The sequence below is a fragment of the Mucilaginibacter ginkgonis genome (assembly GCF_009754905.2).
Taxonomy (GTDB): Bacteria; Bacteroidota; Bacteroidia; order Sphingobacteriales; family Sphingobacteriaceae; genus Mucilaginibacter; species Mucilaginibacter ginkgonis.
On the sequence record NZ_CP066775.1, the window covers coordinates 811,379 to 829,423 of the forward strand.

At 41.3% G+C, this 18,045-nt stretch carries 22 protein-coding genes; 3 read left to right on the forward strand and 19 right to left on the reverse strand.

What is annotated here, in order from left to right:
- The first annotated feature begins 562 nt into the window (after positions 1-562).
- Positions 563-1,282 carry a hypothetical protein gene (locus GO620_RS03690; RefSeq protein ID WP_157526450.1) on the forward strand — a complete coding sequence of 240 codons (720 nt, stop codon included), beginning with the start codon at positions 563-565 and terminating at the stop codon, positions 1,280-1,282.
- A 300-nt stretch (positions 1,283-1,582) separates the two neighbouring features.
- Here the strand turns inward: GO620_RS03690 and GO620_RS03695 are convergent, their stop codons facing one another.
- Positions 1,583-2,239 carry a hypothetical protein gene (locus GO620_RS03695; protein WP_157526452.1) on the reverse strand — a complete coding sequence of 219 codons (657 nt, stop codon included), beginning with the start codon at positions 2,237-2,239 and terminating at the stop codon, positions 1,583-1,585.
- 231 nt (positions 2,240-2,470) lie between these two features.
- A complete protein-coding gene (locus tag GO620_RS03700; RefSeq protein WP_157526454.1) occupies positions 2,471-3,925 on the reverse strand; it encodes a HEPN domain-containing protein in 1,455 nt (484 codons plus the stop codon).
- A 179-nt stretch (positions 3,926-4,104) separates the two neighbouring features.
- Here GO620_RS03700 and GO620_RS03705 point away from each other — a divergent pair, with 179 nt between their 5' ends.
- Complete coding sequence (locus tag GO620_RS03705; protein WP_157526456.1) at positions 4,105-4,524, forward strand: helix-turn-helix transcriptional regulator; 420 nt, start codon at positions 4,105-4,107, stop codon at positions 4,522-4,524.
- Positions 4,525-4,570: 46 nt separating this feature from the next.
- Positions 4,571-4,798 carry a hypothetical protein gene (locus tag GO620_RS03710; RefSeq protein WP_157526457.1) on the forward strand — a complete coding sequence of 76 codons (228 nt, stop codon included), beginning with the start codon at positions 4,571-4,573 and terminating at the stop codon, positions 4,796-4,798.
- Here the strand turns inward: GO620_RS03710 and GO620_RS03715 are convergent.
- The 17 genes from GO620_RS03715 to GO620_RS03795 all read right to left on the reverse strand — a co-directional run bounded on the left by GO620_RS03715 (position 4,785) and on the right by GO620_RS03795 (position 18,037).
- Positions 4,785-5,330 (reverse strand): hypothetical protein, encoded by a 546-nt coding sequence (locus GO620_RS03715; protein WP_157526458.1) that lies wholly within the window; start codon positions 5,328-5,330, stop codon positions 4,785-4,787. The genes GO620_RS03710 and GO620_RS03715 overlap by 14 nt on opposite strands.
- A gap of 1 nt (position 5,331) precedes the next feature.
- Positions 5,332-6,102 (reverse strand): hypothetical protein, encoded by a 771-nt coding sequence (locus tag GO620_RS03720; protein ID WP_157526459.1) that lies wholly within the window; start codon positions 6,100-6,102, stop codon positions 5,332-5,334.
- 29 nt (positions 6,103-6,131) lie between these two features.
- Positions 6,132-6,965, reverse strand: a complete 834-nt coding sequence (locus GO620_RS03725; RefSeq protein ID WP_157526460.1) for a DUF4138 domain-containing protein — start codon at positions 6,963-6,965, stop codon at positions 6,132-6,134.
- 11 nt (positions 6,966-6,976) lie between these two features.
- Positions 6,977-8,248: a conjugative transposon protein TraM gene (traM, locus tag GO620_RS03730; RefSeq protein ID WP_157526461.1), complete on the reverse strand. Its 1,272-nt coding sequence runs from the start codon at positions 8,246-8,248 to the stop codon at positions 6,977-6,979.
- Between the two features lie 3 nt (positions 8,249-8,251).
- Positions 8,252-8,581: a hypothetical protein gene (locus GO620_RS03735; protein ID WP_157526462.1), complete on the reverse strand. Its 330-nt coding sequence runs from the start codon at positions 8,579-8,581 to the stop codon at positions 8,252-8,254.
- A 5-nt stretch (positions 8,582-8,586) separates the two neighbouring features.
- On the reverse strand, positions 8,587-9,201 hold the full coding sequence (gene traK / locus GO620_RS03740; RefSeq protein WP_157526463.1) for a conjugative transposon protein TraK: 615 nt from the start codon (positions 9,199-9,201) through the stop codon (positions 8,587-8,589).
- Positions 9,202-9,225: 24 nt separating this feature from the next.
- Complete coding sequence (gene traJ / locus GO620_RS03745; protein WP_157526464.1) at positions 9,226-10,443, reverse strand: conjugative transposon protein TraJ; 1,218 nt, start codon at positions 10,441-10,443, stop codon at positions 9,226-9,228.
- Between the two features lie 10 nt (positions 10,444-10,453).
- Positions 10,454-11,101 (reverse strand): TerB family tellurite resistance protein, encoded by a 648-nt coding sequence (locus GO620_RS03750; protein WP_157526465.1) that lies wholly within the window; start codon positions 11,099-11,101, stop codon positions 10,454-10,456.
- An 11-nt stretch (positions 11,102-11,112) separates the two neighbouring features.
- Positions 11,113-11,805, reverse strand: a complete 693-nt coding sequence (locus GO620_RS03755) for a hypothetical protein (RefSeq protein ID WP_157526466.1) — start codon at positions 11,803-11,805, stop codon at positions 11,113-11,115.
- A complete protein-coding gene (locus GO620_RS03760; RefSeq protein WP_157526467.1) occupies positions 11,792-12,475 on the reverse strand; it encodes a conjugal transfer protein TraI in 684 nt (227 codons plus the stop codon). The genes GO620_RS03755 and GO620_RS03760 overlap by 14 nt, the downstream gene beginning before the upstream one ends.
- Before the next feature lie 57 nt (positions 12,476-12,532).
- Positions 12,533-12,910 (reverse strand): hypothetical protein, encoded by a 378-nt coding sequence (locus tag GO620_RS03765; protein ID WP_157526468.1) that lies wholly within the window; start codon positions 12,908-12,910, stop codon positions 12,533-12,535.
- Between the two features lie 16 nt (positions 12,911-12,926).
- Positions 12,927-15,416 (reverse strand): TraG family conjugative transposon ATPase, encoded by a 2,490-nt coding sequence (locus tag GO620_RS03770; protein WP_157526469.1) that lies wholly within the window; start codon positions 15,414-15,416, stop codon positions 12,927-12,929.
- A 2-nt stretch (positions 15,417-15,418) separates the two neighbouring features.
- Positions 15,419-15,733, reverse strand: a complete 315-nt coding sequence (locus tag GO620_RS03775; RefSeq protein WP_157526470.1) for a DUF4133 domain-containing protein — start codon at positions 15,731-15,733, stop codon at positions 15,419-15,421.
- Between the two features lie 10 nt (positions 15,734-15,743).
- Positions 15,744-16,082 carry a DUF4134 domain-containing protein gene (locus tag GO620_RS03780; RefSeq protein WP_157526471.1) on the reverse strand — a complete coding sequence of 113 codons (339 nt, stop codon included), beginning with the start codon at positions 16,080-16,082 and terminating at the stop codon, positions 15,744-15,746.
- Between the two features lie 33 nt (positions 16,083-16,115).
- The gene (locus tag GO620_RS03785) at positions 16,116-16,571 is read right to left on the reverse strand and encodes a hypothetical protein (protein WP_157526472.1); all 456 of its coding nucleotides are present in this window, start codon (positions 16,569-16,571) and stop codon (positions 16,116-16,118) included.
- A 225-nt stretch (positions 16,572-16,796) separates the two neighbouring features.
- Positions 16,797-17,666 (reverse strand): RteC domain-containing protein, encoded by an 870-nt coding sequence (locus GO620_RS03790; protein ID WP_157526473.1) that lies wholly within the window; start codon positions 17,664-17,666, stop codon positions 16,797-16,799.
- A 137-nt stretch (positions 17,667-17,803) separates the two neighbouring features.
- Complete coding sequence (locus GO620_RS03795) at positions 17,804-18,037, reverse strand: helix-turn-helix domain-containing protein (RefSeq protein ID WP_157526474.1); 234 nt, start codon at positions 18,035-18,037, stop codon at positions 17,804-17,806.
- Positions 18,038-18,045 lie beyond the last annotated feature (8 nt).

Below are 18,045 nucleotides of genomic sequence, written 5' to 3' on the forward strand. Positions count from 1 at the left end.
CCTGGGCGGGAGAACTATAAGTCCCGAAGGGTGGCCGCAGCGCAGCGGAGGACATTATGCGTTCGTACGAACGGGCTGACCGATCTTGACGCCGCTTTTGTCCGTTTTCTTTGGAAAATAGCACCTGAAAGCAGTTGATATTTTAGCAGGAAAATAAGTGCAGAGAGAAGGCAAGCGCAGCTTTTCCCAGCGCAGCGGGTAAACAAGTGAAGTCCTGAATGATGCGCTTAATTGGAATTGGCAGTAGTTATAGCAACAGCGAATGCTTTTGCCGCGCAGCAAAAATGCAGCAGCGGATATGATACCAATCAGCCTTCAGGAAGTCAACTGTCAAGGATTGCAGCGGCATCCTTTTCCCGGAAAAGATAGAGTGGAAAGCCTGGCCGGAGGGACAGCCAGGTATTTGAAATAGCACTGAATTATTATCTGTAGAACGTTGGTTTGCATGGCAAAGACATATTGCTGAAATTTAATGAGTACTTAATGTTAGACATGGGACTGATACTAAAATCGGTCTTAAATTGATAATTATTTATATTTGTATTACCGCCAACACAGCGATATGGAGCAGGAAGCATTTTATAAGGACCAATATGACAAGACGCTTGACCGTAAAAACGAGATCAATACCTCGTTGTCTACTCCTATAGGTATTCTCACTGCATTGTTGGCCGGTTTGTACTTTGCCTCGACAAATTTTGATTTCAGCGACAACAAGTTCTTATCTATAAGCTTTATTGTCATTAGTGTTGTATCTATATGTTTATTGGGTAAATCAATATATCATCTGATACGCGCGTTTTCAGATTTCCACAACGGTTATGATTACGCTTACCTGAATGACACAGATGTTTTGGACGCTTACTACCAAGGTTTAGTTAATTTTTATCAGTCGCAGCCCAATAGCACGTTAGCCGGTAGCATCGCTGAAGCAAAAAAAGAATTTGATGCCTATCTGCTGCAAGAACTGATCAAGAGTGCAGGGATCAATCAAAAAAACAATAAGTCTAAAATTTTCCAGCGATTTCAATGCCACCAGTATATGATTTATGCCTTAATTGCATTAAGTTTGTTAATCATTCCATTTGGCATTGATTTTGGGGTCAATAAAGGGAAAGATAAGGTTCAAAGGGTTAAGATCGATTCGGTCATACCGGTTAACCTGAACATAAAATATAAAGACACTGTTGAACGTTTAAATATTAAAACACATTGCAATGGCAGAAGTAAAAAAACCAACACCTCCACCAACTCAAATGATAAGGGAAGGCGTAAATCCTAACACGGTTCGTCCAACAACTACTGCGAGCACGACCGTTAAGAAAAAGTAATTAAGGAACACACCTGATATGGAGGCGTTGACAAGTAATTGTCAGCGCCTTTTATTTTAAGGAATTGTAGGATGACATGCTGCCAATTTCCATTTGTAATAAAAAGAAATACAAGCCATTAGAAAATGGTTTTTTTAACCAGTTCTGCTTGACTTGAATTAACATTTAGCGCCTCAATATTGACGCTTACCTCTTATTAGAGCATGGTTAATTTTAAGGTTGTCAGCGTTTCAATGAACAATTTAGACCATCTATCGCACAACCATATCCTCGTCAATACCGTCATCAGGTGCCGGCCCGTCTTTAGTATACCAATTATCAGCATCACGTTGATTGATCAGCCAAGCTATTGAGCATATTTTTTCCAGGACATCAAATAAATTATTTATTTGTCTGCTTGAAAGATGCTTTGAGATCTGATATTTGGAAAGGGCCATTTCAAGCACTATCAAAAGGTTCGACTTCAGTAATGGCAGCGGGTGCTTGTCGAAAATTTTCATTAACAGATCATAAGGCGTTAATAGCCACTGTCGGTCGAGGTTATCGGGAAACCATAACCAATATTGCTCTTCATCATCAAGATCTGGTGCCGGTGTAAATCCCTCGAATTTTGCTGTGCCATATAGACTCCGGTAATACAATCTTTCGCCTGTAAGTAAGTAAAGCATTTCTAGCAATCGGGTATACATGGAATAGATCCCAACAAGTTTACCTGGACCTTCATCCTGATGAAATTGATAATCAGCGGTAAGTGAGCAATATCTCCAATTTCGCAAATACTGAAGATGTCTGATGGGAGTAGCTGATTCGAAAAAGTCGGTAATAGGCTCGAACGGATATTGGAGTAATTTGTAAAAGTCAAGATTGGCGACGGCATGCTCCCAGGGCGTATATTTAGAAGTTTTCATTTTATAAACCAGGTATTAATTTTAGAAGCTGTGAATTCTATGTCAAAATCGTTTGCAATTTGCATGTTAGCGGGAGTTCAATATCTCAAACGAATTAACCTCAGCAGCTCAGGCGGACATAAATATGCCCGCCTTGCTACTTTGGGTGCTTAGCGGTGCTCGGATATTAAGGAAGGAAGGAAGCAAGGCGGCATAAGAAAATCTTTGCCGCTTGCTACTATTTGGCTATTATTAAGAACTGGTTTTGCATTTAATAAATTGCTGATAAACTTGTTCAATCTTATCCATTACCAAGGCAACTCTATCCTTTAGTAGCTTTACGGAACCTTCATCCGGTTCAAAGTCACTCTTATACCTTGTTTCAGAATAGCCCAATTGGAGTAAATTGAAAAGCTGTAAACCTTCGGTAGTATTAAGTTGCAGCGATCGCTTTATTTCGTCTGTAAATAGCAACGTTATTTTGATCATCCGTGGAAGGTTATGTGTAGTAAGGCGGTAGCCTGTAATGCCATGGATGATTCCTATCAGCGAGCTCTCGGTAGCTTGATGTAAAGAAAAAAGCGCTAATGTGCAATTGTTATCTTCAATATACCTGATCGCGCCTTTCATGAATTCTTTACCTTGTAGACCCCAGCGATCCCAGTCTTTTTGAGCTTTTTCAATCCACACGTGATCCTCAATAGCTTTTGCGTTCAACAATTCTGCTTCCGGTGCCTTATACAAATTAATGCTTTTGTAAAGTGTGTTATGCCAGAAACGTTTATCATTATCTAATCCTTTCTTCGTGGAAGATCTTTTATGAACAATAGCAAATACTGTCCCCAGGAAACGGCAGTTATCTTCAATCTTGTTAGCTACTTCATGTTCAACCGCCTTTTCGCTATCGTCTATTAATATCAAAAGATAGTAAATGGAAGGTTTTGCATTCTTACCAATCAAGTAGATCAAGTTCACACCCGGTATTCTTTCAATGATCAGGTTCTTTATTTTATCAACAACCGCCTCTTGTTCCTCGCTTAGTTTTGGATTGAGGTCTTTTAAAGGCGTCAAGTCTTCTGCATTGGTCAACTGTTTATCTTTATTCTTCCCCCAAGATTTGTGCGTAATAGCTTCGTTAGTTTCACGCTGATGAATGAGCCATGCCGCAGAATAGAGCTTACGGATATTATCATAAACGTCGATGATCTCGCTTGCCGATAATGTTTCGTCAGCAGCATTGTTATATAGCGCTGTGTGAAGCCATTCATGCAGATAATCGCGATATTCCTGTGGGCTGATCTTTTTAAAGCATTTCTTTATAGCCTTATATGGGTTAGCCAGCTCGCTTTGTGATAAGTTCTTTGGGAAATAGACCCAATCATTACTTTCTTGTGTGATCTGTTCTTTTGTTACGTCTTCCAAACGCGGCCACCTATCCTTAAATTTTAGTAATAATAAATGCAAAGCCTCAATCAATTGCATGTTTTGATCGTATATGAATAAAATGTGACCGGAACCATGTCTATCCTTGAAAACCTTATCATTCAGGACAAAATAGCGCCACTCTTTCAGATCTTCCCGATGATCCTTCGGCCATCCGGAGCTAAAAAAATCAATAACTACCTTTAACGGATTCATGATTTCTTCGAAACGAAGATGTTTAGGATATTGCTCCCACGGCGCGATATTACCCAGATAAGTGCCCATGATATTGGACCGGCATTGTTGACGGCATTACAAAGGACGGCACGGGTGTATTTCTATGCTATTCTTATCATTTCTAACGAAGAAAAAGTGAGGCATAATTTATCCTTGTATAAGCCAGTAGAAACAAGTAATTTCAGATTTCAAATTTTCATACATTTGCTTAAACAACCATTTCTATCATGAGCACAGCTACCGATTCGCAAAAAAGTATTCACCAAGGACGCAATGTTAAGCGTTTTAGAGAAATGCTTGGCTTGAAACAAGAAGCACTGGCTTTAGCCTTAGGTGACGATTGGAGCCAAAAAAGAGTATCATTACTGGAAGGGAAAGAGCTCATTGAAGAGGATATTCTCGCTCAGGTAGCTGCAATACTAAAAGTACCTGTTGAAGCAATCAAAAACTTCGACGAGGAGAAAGCAGTCAACATTATCTCAAATACATTTAACGATACGTCTATGTTAAATGCTGTAAATTATAATCCCACTTTTAATCCTATAGACAAACTGATCGAGGTTTATGAAGAAAATAAAAAGCTTTACGAGCAACTTCTCGCAAGCGAACGTGAAAAAGTTGAAATTCTTAAAAGCAAAAACAACTGATAAGATTATGACAGCGGAGCAGTATTCAAAGCCATACAGAGAAAGAATGTTCAGTCTCGTTGCAGATCCCGAACTGAAAGCGATGGAAATCAGGTATGAACCATATCTTGACATTCATGCTATTGAAGACGTGTTAGAAGGCTGCGACATTATACAAGCCAGTCCGGAGGATGTGCCTACAGGCAAGTTGATTTGGAAAGAAGGTTATGATCTTCCATTAGAGCTTAAGAGAGATATAATTAACTTATATACCAAGCATTTTATTGATCAGTAAGCGGATTAAGTTCAAGCAACGTTCGCCAAGTATCTTCCACAGGCTTTTCGACACCAGGGAAAAGCACATCATCCCACAAATGCAGTTCATCGTTAATAAAACGATAAAGCTTTCTTATTCCAACTTCGTTACTGGCAAACACATGTGTAATGCCTTCTTTATCCAGATAGTCTTCCCAAAAGCCGTCTGAACTAAGGGGTTCTATATATACATCATCATCAATGTCCTGGTCGAAGGCAAACCGAAACCCAGATACCTGCGGTGAAAGGTTACCATCAGCTGAATCATTTAAAATGGTCGTTAATCGAAAAAGCATTGCCGGATAATGGCCGACGCTGTACTTGATCTCTACTTTTTCCAAGGTGCGGGAATTCAGTTCTAACACGCCATATGTAAGCATTTCAACCAGTTTTAGCCATTGCTTGTCTGATACGTTCAATAATACATTTTGTGCCTCATCCAATGTTTTCATAGTAAAGTTTGAATAAATAAATATTAGCAACAGGTCATTGTTGACCTGTTGCCTAAACATGTTAAACACTCATTTTGCTTTTACGCGACTGCTTTTTTGCAGGAGCATCCTCCTTTTGCTGCTCACGTTGTTTCAAATTCCTAACCGGCTTCTGTTCGGTCTGTAGCAATTCCTCCCGTTTTATTTTCTTCATTTGGTGATCGAAAAGGTCAACGGTTTTGAATTGCGGGTTAGCTGCGATGAAATACTTTTTATCGCCTTCTTCACCGCTAACGGTCACCTGCTGGGCGTTGCCTTTTTTCAGAGAGTACAAAAGTTCCTCCTTTGCTTTCGGGTCTTCCAATTCTTTGATACCCTTACCCGCAATAACCTTTTCTACATCATAGCCATAATTTTCATGGTAATGCTTGATCTTTTTGTTGCCATTGTCGGTTAGGTTCTTATCATCAAGGGTTAACCAGGCCTGGTATTTTTGACCTTCTAAATTGTAAAGCTGTTTGTGAACGGCGCGGCCCTCCATCAAATTAAAAGCTTCTTTGGCGGTGATGCCGCTGCCTTTATTGATAAAAAAGGTTTGATCTGAATTCTTGGCAGGATCATCCTTGTGGTTAACCGTCGCGTCGTATTTATTAAAGAAATACATATCCTGGTTATCACCGGCCTTAAAGTGTAATGTGTAGTCAACCGTTTTTTGGTTAAACTCGTGTTGCAGCCCTAACTTAAACTCGGGCGCTTTGGCGGCGATTTGCCTGTCCAATTCAGCGTTTAGTTTGTCTCCAAATCCCAGATTTAGGAGACTTTTTTTTAGAAATTCAGCATTTTGAGTATTCATAACGTAATGATTAAAAATGAAAAAAATGGTTAATTAATTGTATTTGCAGCTATTGCATTAACCGGCTGCTGCACTGCCGGCGTTATTGTTTTCAAATCGTCCAGATCCTTTTGTTTGATTTGGAGGTAAAGGTGACGGTTACCGTTCCGCTCGTATAATTCAACATTCAGCGCCTGGTCTTCTGAAAGCGAGAAACGGTGAAAACCGAAAACTTTCGCGATCTCCTGTTTATGACCAATGGAAGTCTTTTTATGCAGTGTTGTAATTAAGGGTACAATTTCCTGTTCGTGCGTTGCCATCCTGGCGACGGCTTTTAAGTCCCTGATGTAAAACCGCACAAAATCAATTTCGTAGGGAAGGTTGGATTTGTTACGAATATCCAGCCTAAAGAAAATCCGGTTACCGGCAAGCGATAGTTCATCGACCCAGGCTTTAACGCCTCCCGTTTTTTCGTGATCTACCACATCTTTTCGCTTACCTGCGGCTAATTGTGAAAGGACTGCGTTGTAATTAAATTCGGCACTTTTAATCACCCTAACAGTCATAGGAGCTGCGCCATCAACTTCAATCCGTCTTCCTGCCCGTCCATAAGAATATTCTACCGGGATGTGATAAATTTTTGCCGTGCTCACATCCTGGACGTTGATGCGGGTGGGTGAAAAGTCGGTATTGCGTGCTTTAATGGTAATCAGCGCATCTTCTTTCTGTGTCAGATCGAAATCCGGAGTTGATTTGCTGATAATTTTAACCGCAGACTTAAAGAATAAAGCTGTGGTTTTGTCACGGCTCACATAAGCCGTATCCTGCGCGTAGGAAACTGTTCCCCACGCACCAAGAATGAAGATAATGAACGATTTTTTCATGGCATTTTTATTTAATTATCCCGGTCGTTACTATCCTTTAAAAGGACTTCGTAACCGGCCTTTACTTTGACTTTGATCTGTTTTACCTTGTGGTTGAATAAGCCCTTTGCGGCTTCCACACCTGCACTGGCGGCTTGTGTACCAACAGACTGATCCATTGACATCAGCTGCATAGATTGAACCGCATCTCCAACGCCGTTCTTTGCAGCGTCTCTGCCGATTGATCCTGGAACATATAGCCCTTCCATACCGTCCAAATCATAAACTGTAAGTGCTACGGGCAGGATGTTATTGAGATAGCGAATACTGGCAATCTTGATATCCAGGCGTTCATTGTTTAAAGCGCAGGTTCCATAGACAAAACTTCCCTTTGGAATCATTTTGCCGTTCACATAAATGCCATCCAACAGCCTTAATTTGATCACCGCGCCGCTAACCAGCGTTTGATCCTCATGCACAACTGCCTGGATGGTGTTTCCAGCTTCAGCTGTAGCGGAACGGTGCTTTTTCGCTTTACCGCCTCCGTCGTAAGAAGCGTAGTTCACCTGCATTTTTTCAGTTGGGGTATTGTCGTCGTCATCGTTGTTCGCTGCCATTACCGCATACACACGACCGTGATTTTTCATAGATTGATTGCGCAGCCTGCTATTTACATTACCTGGATTTTGTATATCATTAATTTGTTGCAGCATCTGAGTTAGCTGCTTCATTTCAGGATCATTGCCGCCGCCACTGCCATTCATTGCTTTCATCATCAATTCGAGGCGCTTCACATCGGCGGCGGATTGGGGCGATGATGCGCCGCCGCCGTAATTCGCGGGTTCAGGCTGGTTAATTTGCTGGTTGATAGCGGCAAGCTTCGCCTGGATTTTTGCTTCGTTTACATCTGCTACCGTTGGGCCACCTGTAAGGTTAGCGGTCGAACGTTGGGTAGCCGAATCAGAATGCCCGGCTTTAGCCGCATCCAGTCCCATCGATTTAACAAAACTTTCACTAACACCGCTATTGGCTGAACTCGCGGAATCTGTCTTAACTGTTTGGTAAATTCCCATTTTGTCCTGGGCTTTTTGATCTTTGAACTGCGCCTGCGGAAGTGTGGCGTTTAGCCCCTGGACATTGGAATTTTCATAGGCAGATGCCGACTGCTTACCGCCGCCTAATGCCCAAAAAGCCATCGTTAAAAATGGGATGATCAGCAGGGGCATGATGACCAAAAATTTGCGCTCCTTCAAAAATTCAGGAGTATGCTGCGGCAATTGGCCGCTGTTTAATGCTGCATTCATGATTTACTTTTTTTTAGTTAATGAATCTGTTAATTGACGTTTAATGAAATGGGGGTCGGGAAACTCTGACGCCCGCCCGATATGGGCAGAGGTATAGTTTTGTGTTAATTTGGGAATAGTATAAAAGCTGCAAAACGAACTGCTGATCAATATGATGGACGTTAGCAGCGCGATTGCAATCGCGATCTGTTTCTTTTGCCGTAACGAATAAGCATTAAACCACTTATTAAGCCTGGCCGAAAAATAGAGTTGGATATTGATAATTCTCTTTGCCAACGAAGCTGCAACCTTGTCGCTCAAGTGCGCTGACGCTTTACTGTTTGATAAATTCATAGCTTTTAATGTTGAATGGTGGTATCCCTGTTCGCTAAGGTTTCCCAATGCAGGATCAGGAAACCATGCGGGTTATTGTCTGACCTGGCTACATTGCGCAAGTATCCCTGGGTGATCAGGCTTCGGTTTGCGGTTGAAGTGGAGCGGATCAGCTTTTGCGTCGCAAAGCATTTGAAGTAATAGGGATACTGATTAATATCCAGCTGGATGCTATCCACTGTAACCTGCTGGCTGATATTACCAGAAATCAGATTGTTGTAATAGCTCTTTTCCTTTAAATCATTGTATTGATTTTTCGCACTCTCATCAGCGAGGTATAGTGCTTTACCGATATTGCCATCGATCACCTTTTCATCGGGGTCAAGCGTGAAAAAATAATGGTGGAACATCCGGATATGATCCCTTGCTTCCACAGGGATATTATCTTTCCGGTCGGCTGCAAAAGCTTCCAGCGCCTTACCGTTTGCCAATATGTAAATGTGACTGCCGGCAATATTTGCTGCCTGATAACTTTTGTAAAGTGCGAAACAGGATATGGTGGTGCAGGCTGCTATCAGGAAATAGCTGAAGAGTTTGATGTGCTTAAAAGCAGTTTCAATATTTTTGAGATGAGTAAACATAATTTTGAATTTATAGGTGAGTAATTAGGCTTGCTGCGGATCGATCTTGCTCGCCCGTCCATTATTTGGGTTACTGCCTTTATCCTGGAAATAAGGCTTTGATACGGCGCTGGCCGCCATGCTTTGGCTGGTATTTGAGCGCTGATTACCGAAACTATCCGCAGACATATTGCTACCTCCTGAAGCGGCACCCACAACCGACTGACCGGTACTGCTCACGATACTATTGACCTTTTGGAGCAATCCATTTCCTCCACCTGCATTGACGATATAATTAGCTACGCTTGGAACAGTGAAATAACCGATGATACCAATAATTAAGAAAATGAGATAGGCTGTATCGGTTGAACTAAAGAAAGTATCACCGGCATTTTGGACCTGGCTAATATCAAGTTTCAGCATATTTTCCTGCACCTTACCGATGATAGCACCAAAAATATTGGCAACCGGCAGCCATAGAAATACATTAATATATTTAGCCAGCCACACGGTTAACGTGTGCTGAAAACCATCGAAGACGGCTAAGCCAAAAACAATAGGCCCTAATATGGCAAGGATGATCAGGTAGAATGTGCGAATCGTATTAATGCACAAGGCCGCTGCTTCGTATAACACCTGCAACACTTCAGACATCCATTGCTTTACCGAATTGCGGAAATTATAGGATGCTTTAGACATGGCAAATTTCACATCGTTTCCCACACTGGCCAGCATTCCTTCACCACTTCCATCTTTATCTTCTGGATGCGTGTATTTATACCATTTATCGCGGTCGCCATCACCATCAGCACCAACATACATCTGCCAGGTGTCCGTTTTTTCTACTGCCGCTTCTTTTGCTTTCAGTAATGCTGCAATGGCAGCATCTGAATTTTGCACCATGCCACCCGTGGCGCTTACAGTAGGCGACATGATACCGTTGATGATAGCGATGACCGTCGGAAATAACAGGATAGCTAAACCCAAAGCGAATGGCCGCATGAGCGGGTAAAAGTCTATCGGCTCTGCACTGGCTATCTGCCGCCAAACCCGGCTGCCGATATACCATAAGGCACCAAATCCGGCTATTGCTCTGCCAACGCCGATTAGTTGGCTGCACATCGGCAGCATATCGTTGTAGACGCCGTTTAAGGTGCCTTGCAGGCCCTGTATATCAGTTGCAAGCCCATCTGCTTTGGAAAATAAAGGAAAAGCTATCCCCGTTACCGCAAGAATTGCGGTTAAATAAATCTTCTTTTTCATAAAATTGGGATTAGTTATTTATACCATAGAGCTGTTTCATCGTTCGGTTGTCGCCTGCGTCCTTGCTGCGCTGGATATTCAGTAAAACGCCCTGCCGGTTGAAATGCCGGAGAAATTGTAACTTATCAGAACTACTGGCGTAGATCCGGTCTATCGCCCGCATTCTTTCATCATCGGACATACGCAGCTTGCCTGCGGTAAGGACATTTGTCAGATCGTCGAGATTTTGAAGGCTTTGATTGACCAGCTGACCATATACATTGCTCATGTACGTCAACTCGCTGGCACTGAATAAGCCGCTTTGCTTAAACTGCTTGTAAGCACTTTTGTATTCGCTCAACAGGCTGGCTTGTTGTGTGATAATATCAGCAACCCGGCCATAATCCTTCACCGTCGGGTTTATCGAGAGTAACCCATTCAGGTAAACGCTGTGCAAATCAAAATTTCCTTTTGACAACTGGGAAATACTACCATAACCTTGCTGATAAATTTGGTAGCCCGTTTTCATATCACTTAAAATGCCTTTAAGCTGAGTAAGCTTTTCAATGTCCAAAATTAGCTGCTGCATTTCCTGTGCCTGGGCGTTTGCAAGCTTTGCCGAACCAAGGCAAACGAACAATACGAGTATAACTACCATATGCTTTAAATCCTTTTTCATACTTCTTTATGTTATTGGACCCCGTAAATCTTCTTTTCCGAAATCACATTATTGTTTTCTTGTACGCGGTGCACGGCATAAACTTTTACCTGGTCGGCAAAGGCTGAAGCAAAGCGGTAATTATTTTGCATAGCGGTATGTATAACGCCGATATGCTTGAGCCGTTCTTCGTCACTCATCTTTAGTTTGCTATCCGTCACCACGTTTTGTAGTTCCGTGATCTGCTGGTCGCAATCTTTGAATAGAGCGGTTTTAACTTGGATGATGTACTTTTTCTCGCCGCCGTTAAGGTTGGCCGTTTTTTCCAGCGAAGTCATCCGTTTTAAAATATCTTTTTGCCATTGCAGTATATCGCTTACCTGTTTGTTGTTCTTAACTACAGGGCTGACATTAGTCAAGTTATTATAATAGGTGGTGTGTAAACCATTCTCGGATTGCAGATAGCCGGTGATGGAGCTTAGGCCGTTATGGGCGATATTGTTGCCCACTTTATAGTAGGCGGCATAAACCTGCAAAGCGGCTATCTGCTGTAACAGATATTTCTTTTGTGTGCTTTTTTGCCTGAACCATTCAGCAAAGGTTTGTGCCCTAACGGTAGTTGCCAGTGCAGAAGCGGCTAATGTCATTACTGTGAACGCCAATAACTTTTTGCTTTTGCGCCGGATCTGATCCGCCCGGAACTTCATTTGATTAATTGATTCCATAAAGCTTTTTAATTGATTGGGTATCGCTTAAATCTTTGCTGCGTTGCAGGCTTAATTGAATGCCCTGGTTATTGAACTGGTGCAAGTCATTGTAATTTTCGTCTAAATGATCGCTGGCCTTGTTAATCAATTCCAGGCGCTGCTCATCTGTCATTTGTGTTTTAGCAGGGCTAACGACCAGCATGATCTCGTCGAGGTTTTTGACACTTGCATCTAATATGCCGGTGTACACACGCTGCATGTAATTGATTTCCTGGGGGTTGAAGTGACTATCCTGTCGAAACAGGCCCCAGGCTTTTTTATATTCACTGACCAGGGCAGCTTGTTTTAAAGTAATATCCTTTATCCGCTGATATTTAGATATGGTCGCTTTAATGTTTCCTAATTCTGTATAGTAACTACTGTATAATTGCCTTTGCTGCTCCGTCCAACCAGATATTTCTGTTAACCTCGTTTTGGACATTTGATTTTCAATGACCTTTTGCGCGTTTTGCAACCAGATTGTTTTATTCTGCATACGCTGTACTTTCAGGTCAATCGCCTTTATTACTTTGGTAACCGTAAGCTTTATTACTTCGCCAATTACGAACTGTGCCTTTACGGTATTCACCCAAGTCAAATTGATGATTATGAATACAATACACACGTATATAACTTTAAATTTTTTCATATAACCTCCCTGTCCGGTCGTTTGATCGAATATTTAAGCGCCAATAAATAGAAGTGATTATTTTATTTTCGTGTACTCAGATGCTCCAAGCTTCAACTTATGTCGGTCTGGTAAAACACTTATTTGTCGGCCCAAATCAGTTTCTTGTAAAGCTTGCTTGTCTGTATTATAAGATGATACCCATTGGACCTTTTTAAATTCCTTTGGTAGCGGCTTACCATTTCTGATTTTATTAAATCCGGTCTGTCTTACTACATCATACGTTTTGTCGGAAGATTTAACCGCTGAAACTATCAAAGTATCGTCAGTGATATTATACTCATTTTGAAAATGTGTCACATAGGTACCTTCAATATCCTCACTGCCCTTGTTAGAACTGTTGCAGCCCATTGAAAATACTAAGACGACTGCTAACAAAATGATTAATGCTTTCATAATTATGGTTTTTAGTTTATGCTGCTTTTTCTAATTCTTCCCTGACAATGGCGGCTATGGCAAGCTTAACACTTCCATATTTTTTAGTGTAAGCATGGACTTTTGCTTTTTCCGAAGATTCGGTTGTGTAAGTCCAATATTCTTCGCGGCTTACTTCCGTGCGGTAAACTTTGGAAAGCTGGCCGTTTAGACTAATGAATACTTCTTTATATTTCAAGTTTTCGTCATTATTCCGGTTCATGCTCATAATAAGCGCCGTTTCTTTATCGGTAATCCCTAATAGCTGCTGAATTTTTGGAAAGTCATTCTGATACTTCCGCTGGTCAAGTAAGATCTTGCAGTCGCTGTTATTGATGATGGCTTGTTTAACCACAGGCGAGCTGATAATATCTTCAATATCCTGGGTGACAACCAATGCTTCACCAAAATATTTACGTACCGTTTTAAAGAGGTATTTAATATACTCGGCCATCCCTTCACGCGCAATGGCTTTCCAGGCTTCCTCAATCAAGATCATTTTGCGAACATCTTTTCCAAGCTTGCGCATTTTGGACACAAACGTTTCCATGATTATTAAAGTAACTACCGGGAATAAAATAGGATGGTCTTTGATATTGTCCAGCTCGAAGACAATAAACCGCCTTTGCAAAAGATCGAGGTTTTCTTTAGCATTCAGGAGGTAAGCGTATTCACCACCTTTATAGTATGGTTTCAATACAAAAAGCATGTTATCTATATCAAAACGTTCATCCTTCACTTTTGATTGCTTCATAGTTTCATGAAATTCACCATTAAGAAATTCATAGAAGCTGTCAAAGCAGGGGAATATTTCGGGCTCTTGTTTTAATTTCTCGTAGTAATGGTACAAAGCATCTGATATAGCCACATATTCTGACCGCTGTACGCCCTCATCTTCCTTCTTCCATAAAGCCAAAATCATAGCTTTAATACTTTCCCTTTTTTCTGTATCCAAAACGTCACCGTCTGCAATGTAAAACGGATTGAAGCTGATCGGCTCGTGTTCCGTATAAGTAAAATAGTAACCGCCGACAAATTCGCAAAGTCCCTGATAGCTATGTCCCACATCTACCAAAACCACGTGCGATCCTTGTTCAAAATAGCTACGCAACAGGTGATTAGTAAAGAACGATTTACCGCTGCCCGATGGGCCTAAAATGAATTTGTTGCGATTAGTAGTAATACCCTTCGTCATGGGGTCATCGCTGATATCTACATGCACCGGCTTACCTGATAAGCGGTCACCTAAGCGAATACCGCAAGGGCTGATACTTGACTGATAATTTGTTTCGAGATTTAAGAAACAGGTTGCCTGTTCAACAAAGGTATCAAAAGTGTCATTCATTGGAAAAGCGGCCTCGTTGCCTGGCAAGCCTGCCCACCAAATTTGAGCGGCTCCGTCGGTTTCCTGCTTAGGCTGTGCATCCATTTGAGCGAGTGAGGAACTGACCTTGTTTTTAAGGTCCTTTAGAAGCGCAGGGTTATCAGTCCAGGCTAAAACATTGAAATGTGCTTTCACCGGTAAGCGCTGCTGACTGATCGCTTCGTTCAAAAAGTCGTGGGTTGCATCCCTGCCAATGGCATTTTCCCGTGAATAAGCTGAAAGCGATTGTAAGCGCAATTTCTTTGCTTCCAGTTTTTTGATCGTTTGCAGACTGTCACCTATAAAGATATATTGGTTATACAGATGGTTGCATTTCAGCAAGGTGCCTATAGGCGTGGCGAAGCCGGTGCTGAACTTCGTTTTATCTGTACTGTATTTATCATAGGTGATCCTCGGCCCGCATAACGGCGGCAGGTCTTCCGCATCGCTTAAAGTATAAAGCTGACAGTGGTTGTCGCCGATCCTGATCTCGTCCTGAATATGAATATCCTTTAATACCGGCGCTTCGTTTTGATTAAGCAAAAAGCAATACTGTTCTAAAACTCCTGCTCTTTGCAATGTACCGGCTAATTCATCATCATTTAGCCGTGAAAGAGAGATTAAGCCGCTATCTTCTAACACTCTTACAAATTGTCCTGCGCTATCCTGAAAGTCCCTGAATAATTCCTCGCAGGTTGTTTGTGCCGGCACGATGCGTTTACGCATCAAGGAACTAACCGCGCTGGAATACTGCTTAAACTTATCCGGCTTTTTAGTGAGAAAAATGTGGCAGTGATGATGCAAAAACTCGCGTTCATGGAAATAGCGTTCACTGGAATGAGAAAGAAAGGTTTTAACCTGCTGATGGCCTTCCTTCGCGAAAACAGCTTCGTATTGGTCACCCACAAACCAGTCCTGCTTATGAAACACGGTGTTTTTAGGCAGCAGTTTTAACGCTTTTATAATTACTTCGTGAAATGCAAGATATTCCTCATTTGACAAAGTAAAGATCTCCGGCAGGTTTACTTTATAACCAATGGTAAGATCGCCGTTTGCGGACACCATGCAGTTGTGCTCGACCTTATAGACAGGGAATACCTGTTCCGCTTTGCTATGTGATGCCATGATTATTTCTTTAGTTTTAAGAAGATATTTCGTGTAGTAAACTTTAAATGGTTTGGCAAATACCTTTTAGCTGCTTTCTTCATCAAGCCATGCTCGCCATATTTATGGCTTAGTTTGAATACCTGATAAAATAGTCCGCTGCCTAATACGGAGATAATGATAATACATGATATTACCGGAACCCCAACGATATACATAACAGCAAACACAATCAGCAACAACACCAATCCAACTGCCAGGTAGCCGATGTACTGTGCCTTCAATCCTTTAAACTCGATAGGCTTATTAATTCCCTTGTTGATTTGATATAATGCCATGATATGAATTTTATACCCCGAAAAATGATTTCAATACGGTAGCAACTACTACTAAAAAGATACAGCTGCCAAACCAGCTTGAAGCGACTTTGCCGGTATCGTGTTCACCGTCATTCCACTTCTTGAATACCTTGATAGCCCCTACGAGCCCGACTATGGCACCGATAGCATACATTAAGCTGGTTCCAGTAGTGAAATAACTTTTAACCTGGGTGGTAGCAGCGGTAATGCCTGAATTACCATCCTGTGCGTAAAGGCTTAGGCTGATAATCAACAAGGTGATGGTAGCCAAAGTGTGCCTGAGAAAGTTTACGACCGCAGAGCGGAAGTGTGTTTTTTGAGATTTCATAATATTTGAATTTGATGTTAAGGGATATGTTGCCTACGCCCAGATGTTTTGAAAGTCTGATAAAGCAACTGTGAATTTTAATTTGTCTTTGGAAATTTCCACTACACGGCTAAGTGCAGCCGGAAGGTCTATTTGCTCCTGAAACCGTTTATAAGAGCCGACTAAAATTCCAATGAGTGTGATAAACTCCTGTTTATTGTCAACGTCTTTATAGGCTTCAATCAGGTTTCCCGCTTCTGATACTAATTCTGATGAAGGGTCATTTTGATTGCTGACCAAATCAGTTGACTTGGTAACGGCTTCAATAAGATCGTCCGGCAGAACGTCTGTAAAGGGTAAGTTTTGTGTTTCGCCGATGGTTACGCCACTGTCCGGTTTGGCCTGGCCCATAACAGCATAAGCAGGTGCTTGAACTCCGGAAAAGAAATTAGAGGTTTGTGGCTTGCGATTAAATAGATTACCTATTTCCTTTTGGTAATACCTGAGCACTATATACAGGTAATAGGAAACAGTAATGATAACGACGGCGGCGAGATAGTGCTGCCAAGAAATAGAGGACAACATATTGCTTTGCTTTAATCCTCACCGCACCATGCGGCGATTCTGAAAGCAAAGGTTGGAGTAGTGCAAATTATTTTTTCACACCTCATGTATAAGGTAGGTGTTATTTTTATTTTAAACTTGTTAAACTGCGGTAAAACTGCACATTACAGATTAGCCAAATTTGATCTTTTGCTGAAAAGATCCGTCTTCATCTAATTTATCTTCAATTCTACGCAATAGAGCAAGTTTCAATTTATCTAAGAAAGCGGTACGATCTTTCTTTCGTCTGGTAATGTCGGTGTACTTATGATAATACTGGCCAAGATCGACGTGGAATGCCGTTTGAAAAAAACTGACTACGGTTTTAATTTCCGTATTGCCGTTATTGAAAACGCCCAAAGCAACAAGGGCATAGATCAATTCAATCAGATCCGTTTTGTTGAATGTCCAGGTTAACGGTAATTCAAGGGCCATTGGAGTTGGTTCTTCATTATGTTCAATAAGCTTCTGCAATTCCAGATTTAAAAAATCCTGATATTTTTCGTTAGCGATGATCTTTGATAACTTATAATCGTGGCTGGTTGAATAAACCTCATCTTCCTCAAAATCTTCTAATTCAACGTGGACGTCAAAACCGCCCCGTGTAAAGTAGATCTCATCCATTTGTGTAGATCCTGAACGATAATATTGATAAAAAGAATGATTATGGTCGAAAAACCTTTTCAGGTCGGTCAATTCGTAGTTTATGTATTCCTTCACGATCTCGTCACCGCCGGTTGGTTTCTGCATGATGAAGTTATATACATTGATAAAGAAGATGTATTTGCTGTAAAACTGTGGCTTTAGCACTTTGAAGAAATAAATTTCATCTTCTTTGTTTTCGAAGGCATAGCTGGATATGTAGTTCTTTAATTTGGCCATTGCCTTTTTGCAAAGCATTATGGAGGTCTTGTACTGATCGGCTAAGGAATCGCCGTTAATGGAAACTTCATTTAACTGGTTCTCTAAAGCACTGTAGAAGCGCTCTGCAAATGTTCTCATCGTAATAGTAAGGTTTAGATCGGTAAGTAATTAGTCAGTATCTTTCAATCAGCTTAAGATTAATTGGACGAATTAAATATGTACAGCGAAGCTTTACTGCGTCTGCAATAATTTAAATAATCAGGAAAGTTCTTTAATCAGGCTTTTGCAGGCAATTCCTGGCTTAGGAGATCTAACAAGCTCATATTTAAGCCTTCTGCTATTTCCTGTAGGTAAATATAAGAAGGATTTATGTTTCCTGTTTCTAAGCGCTGAATTGATTGCTGGTCTTTTCCGATGGAGTGGGCAAGTTGTACCTGCGTGATCCCCTTATCCTTGCGGACAATGCGGATCTTTTCACCCAGGTCTTTTAATAATACTTCCTTATTCATCGGAAGTA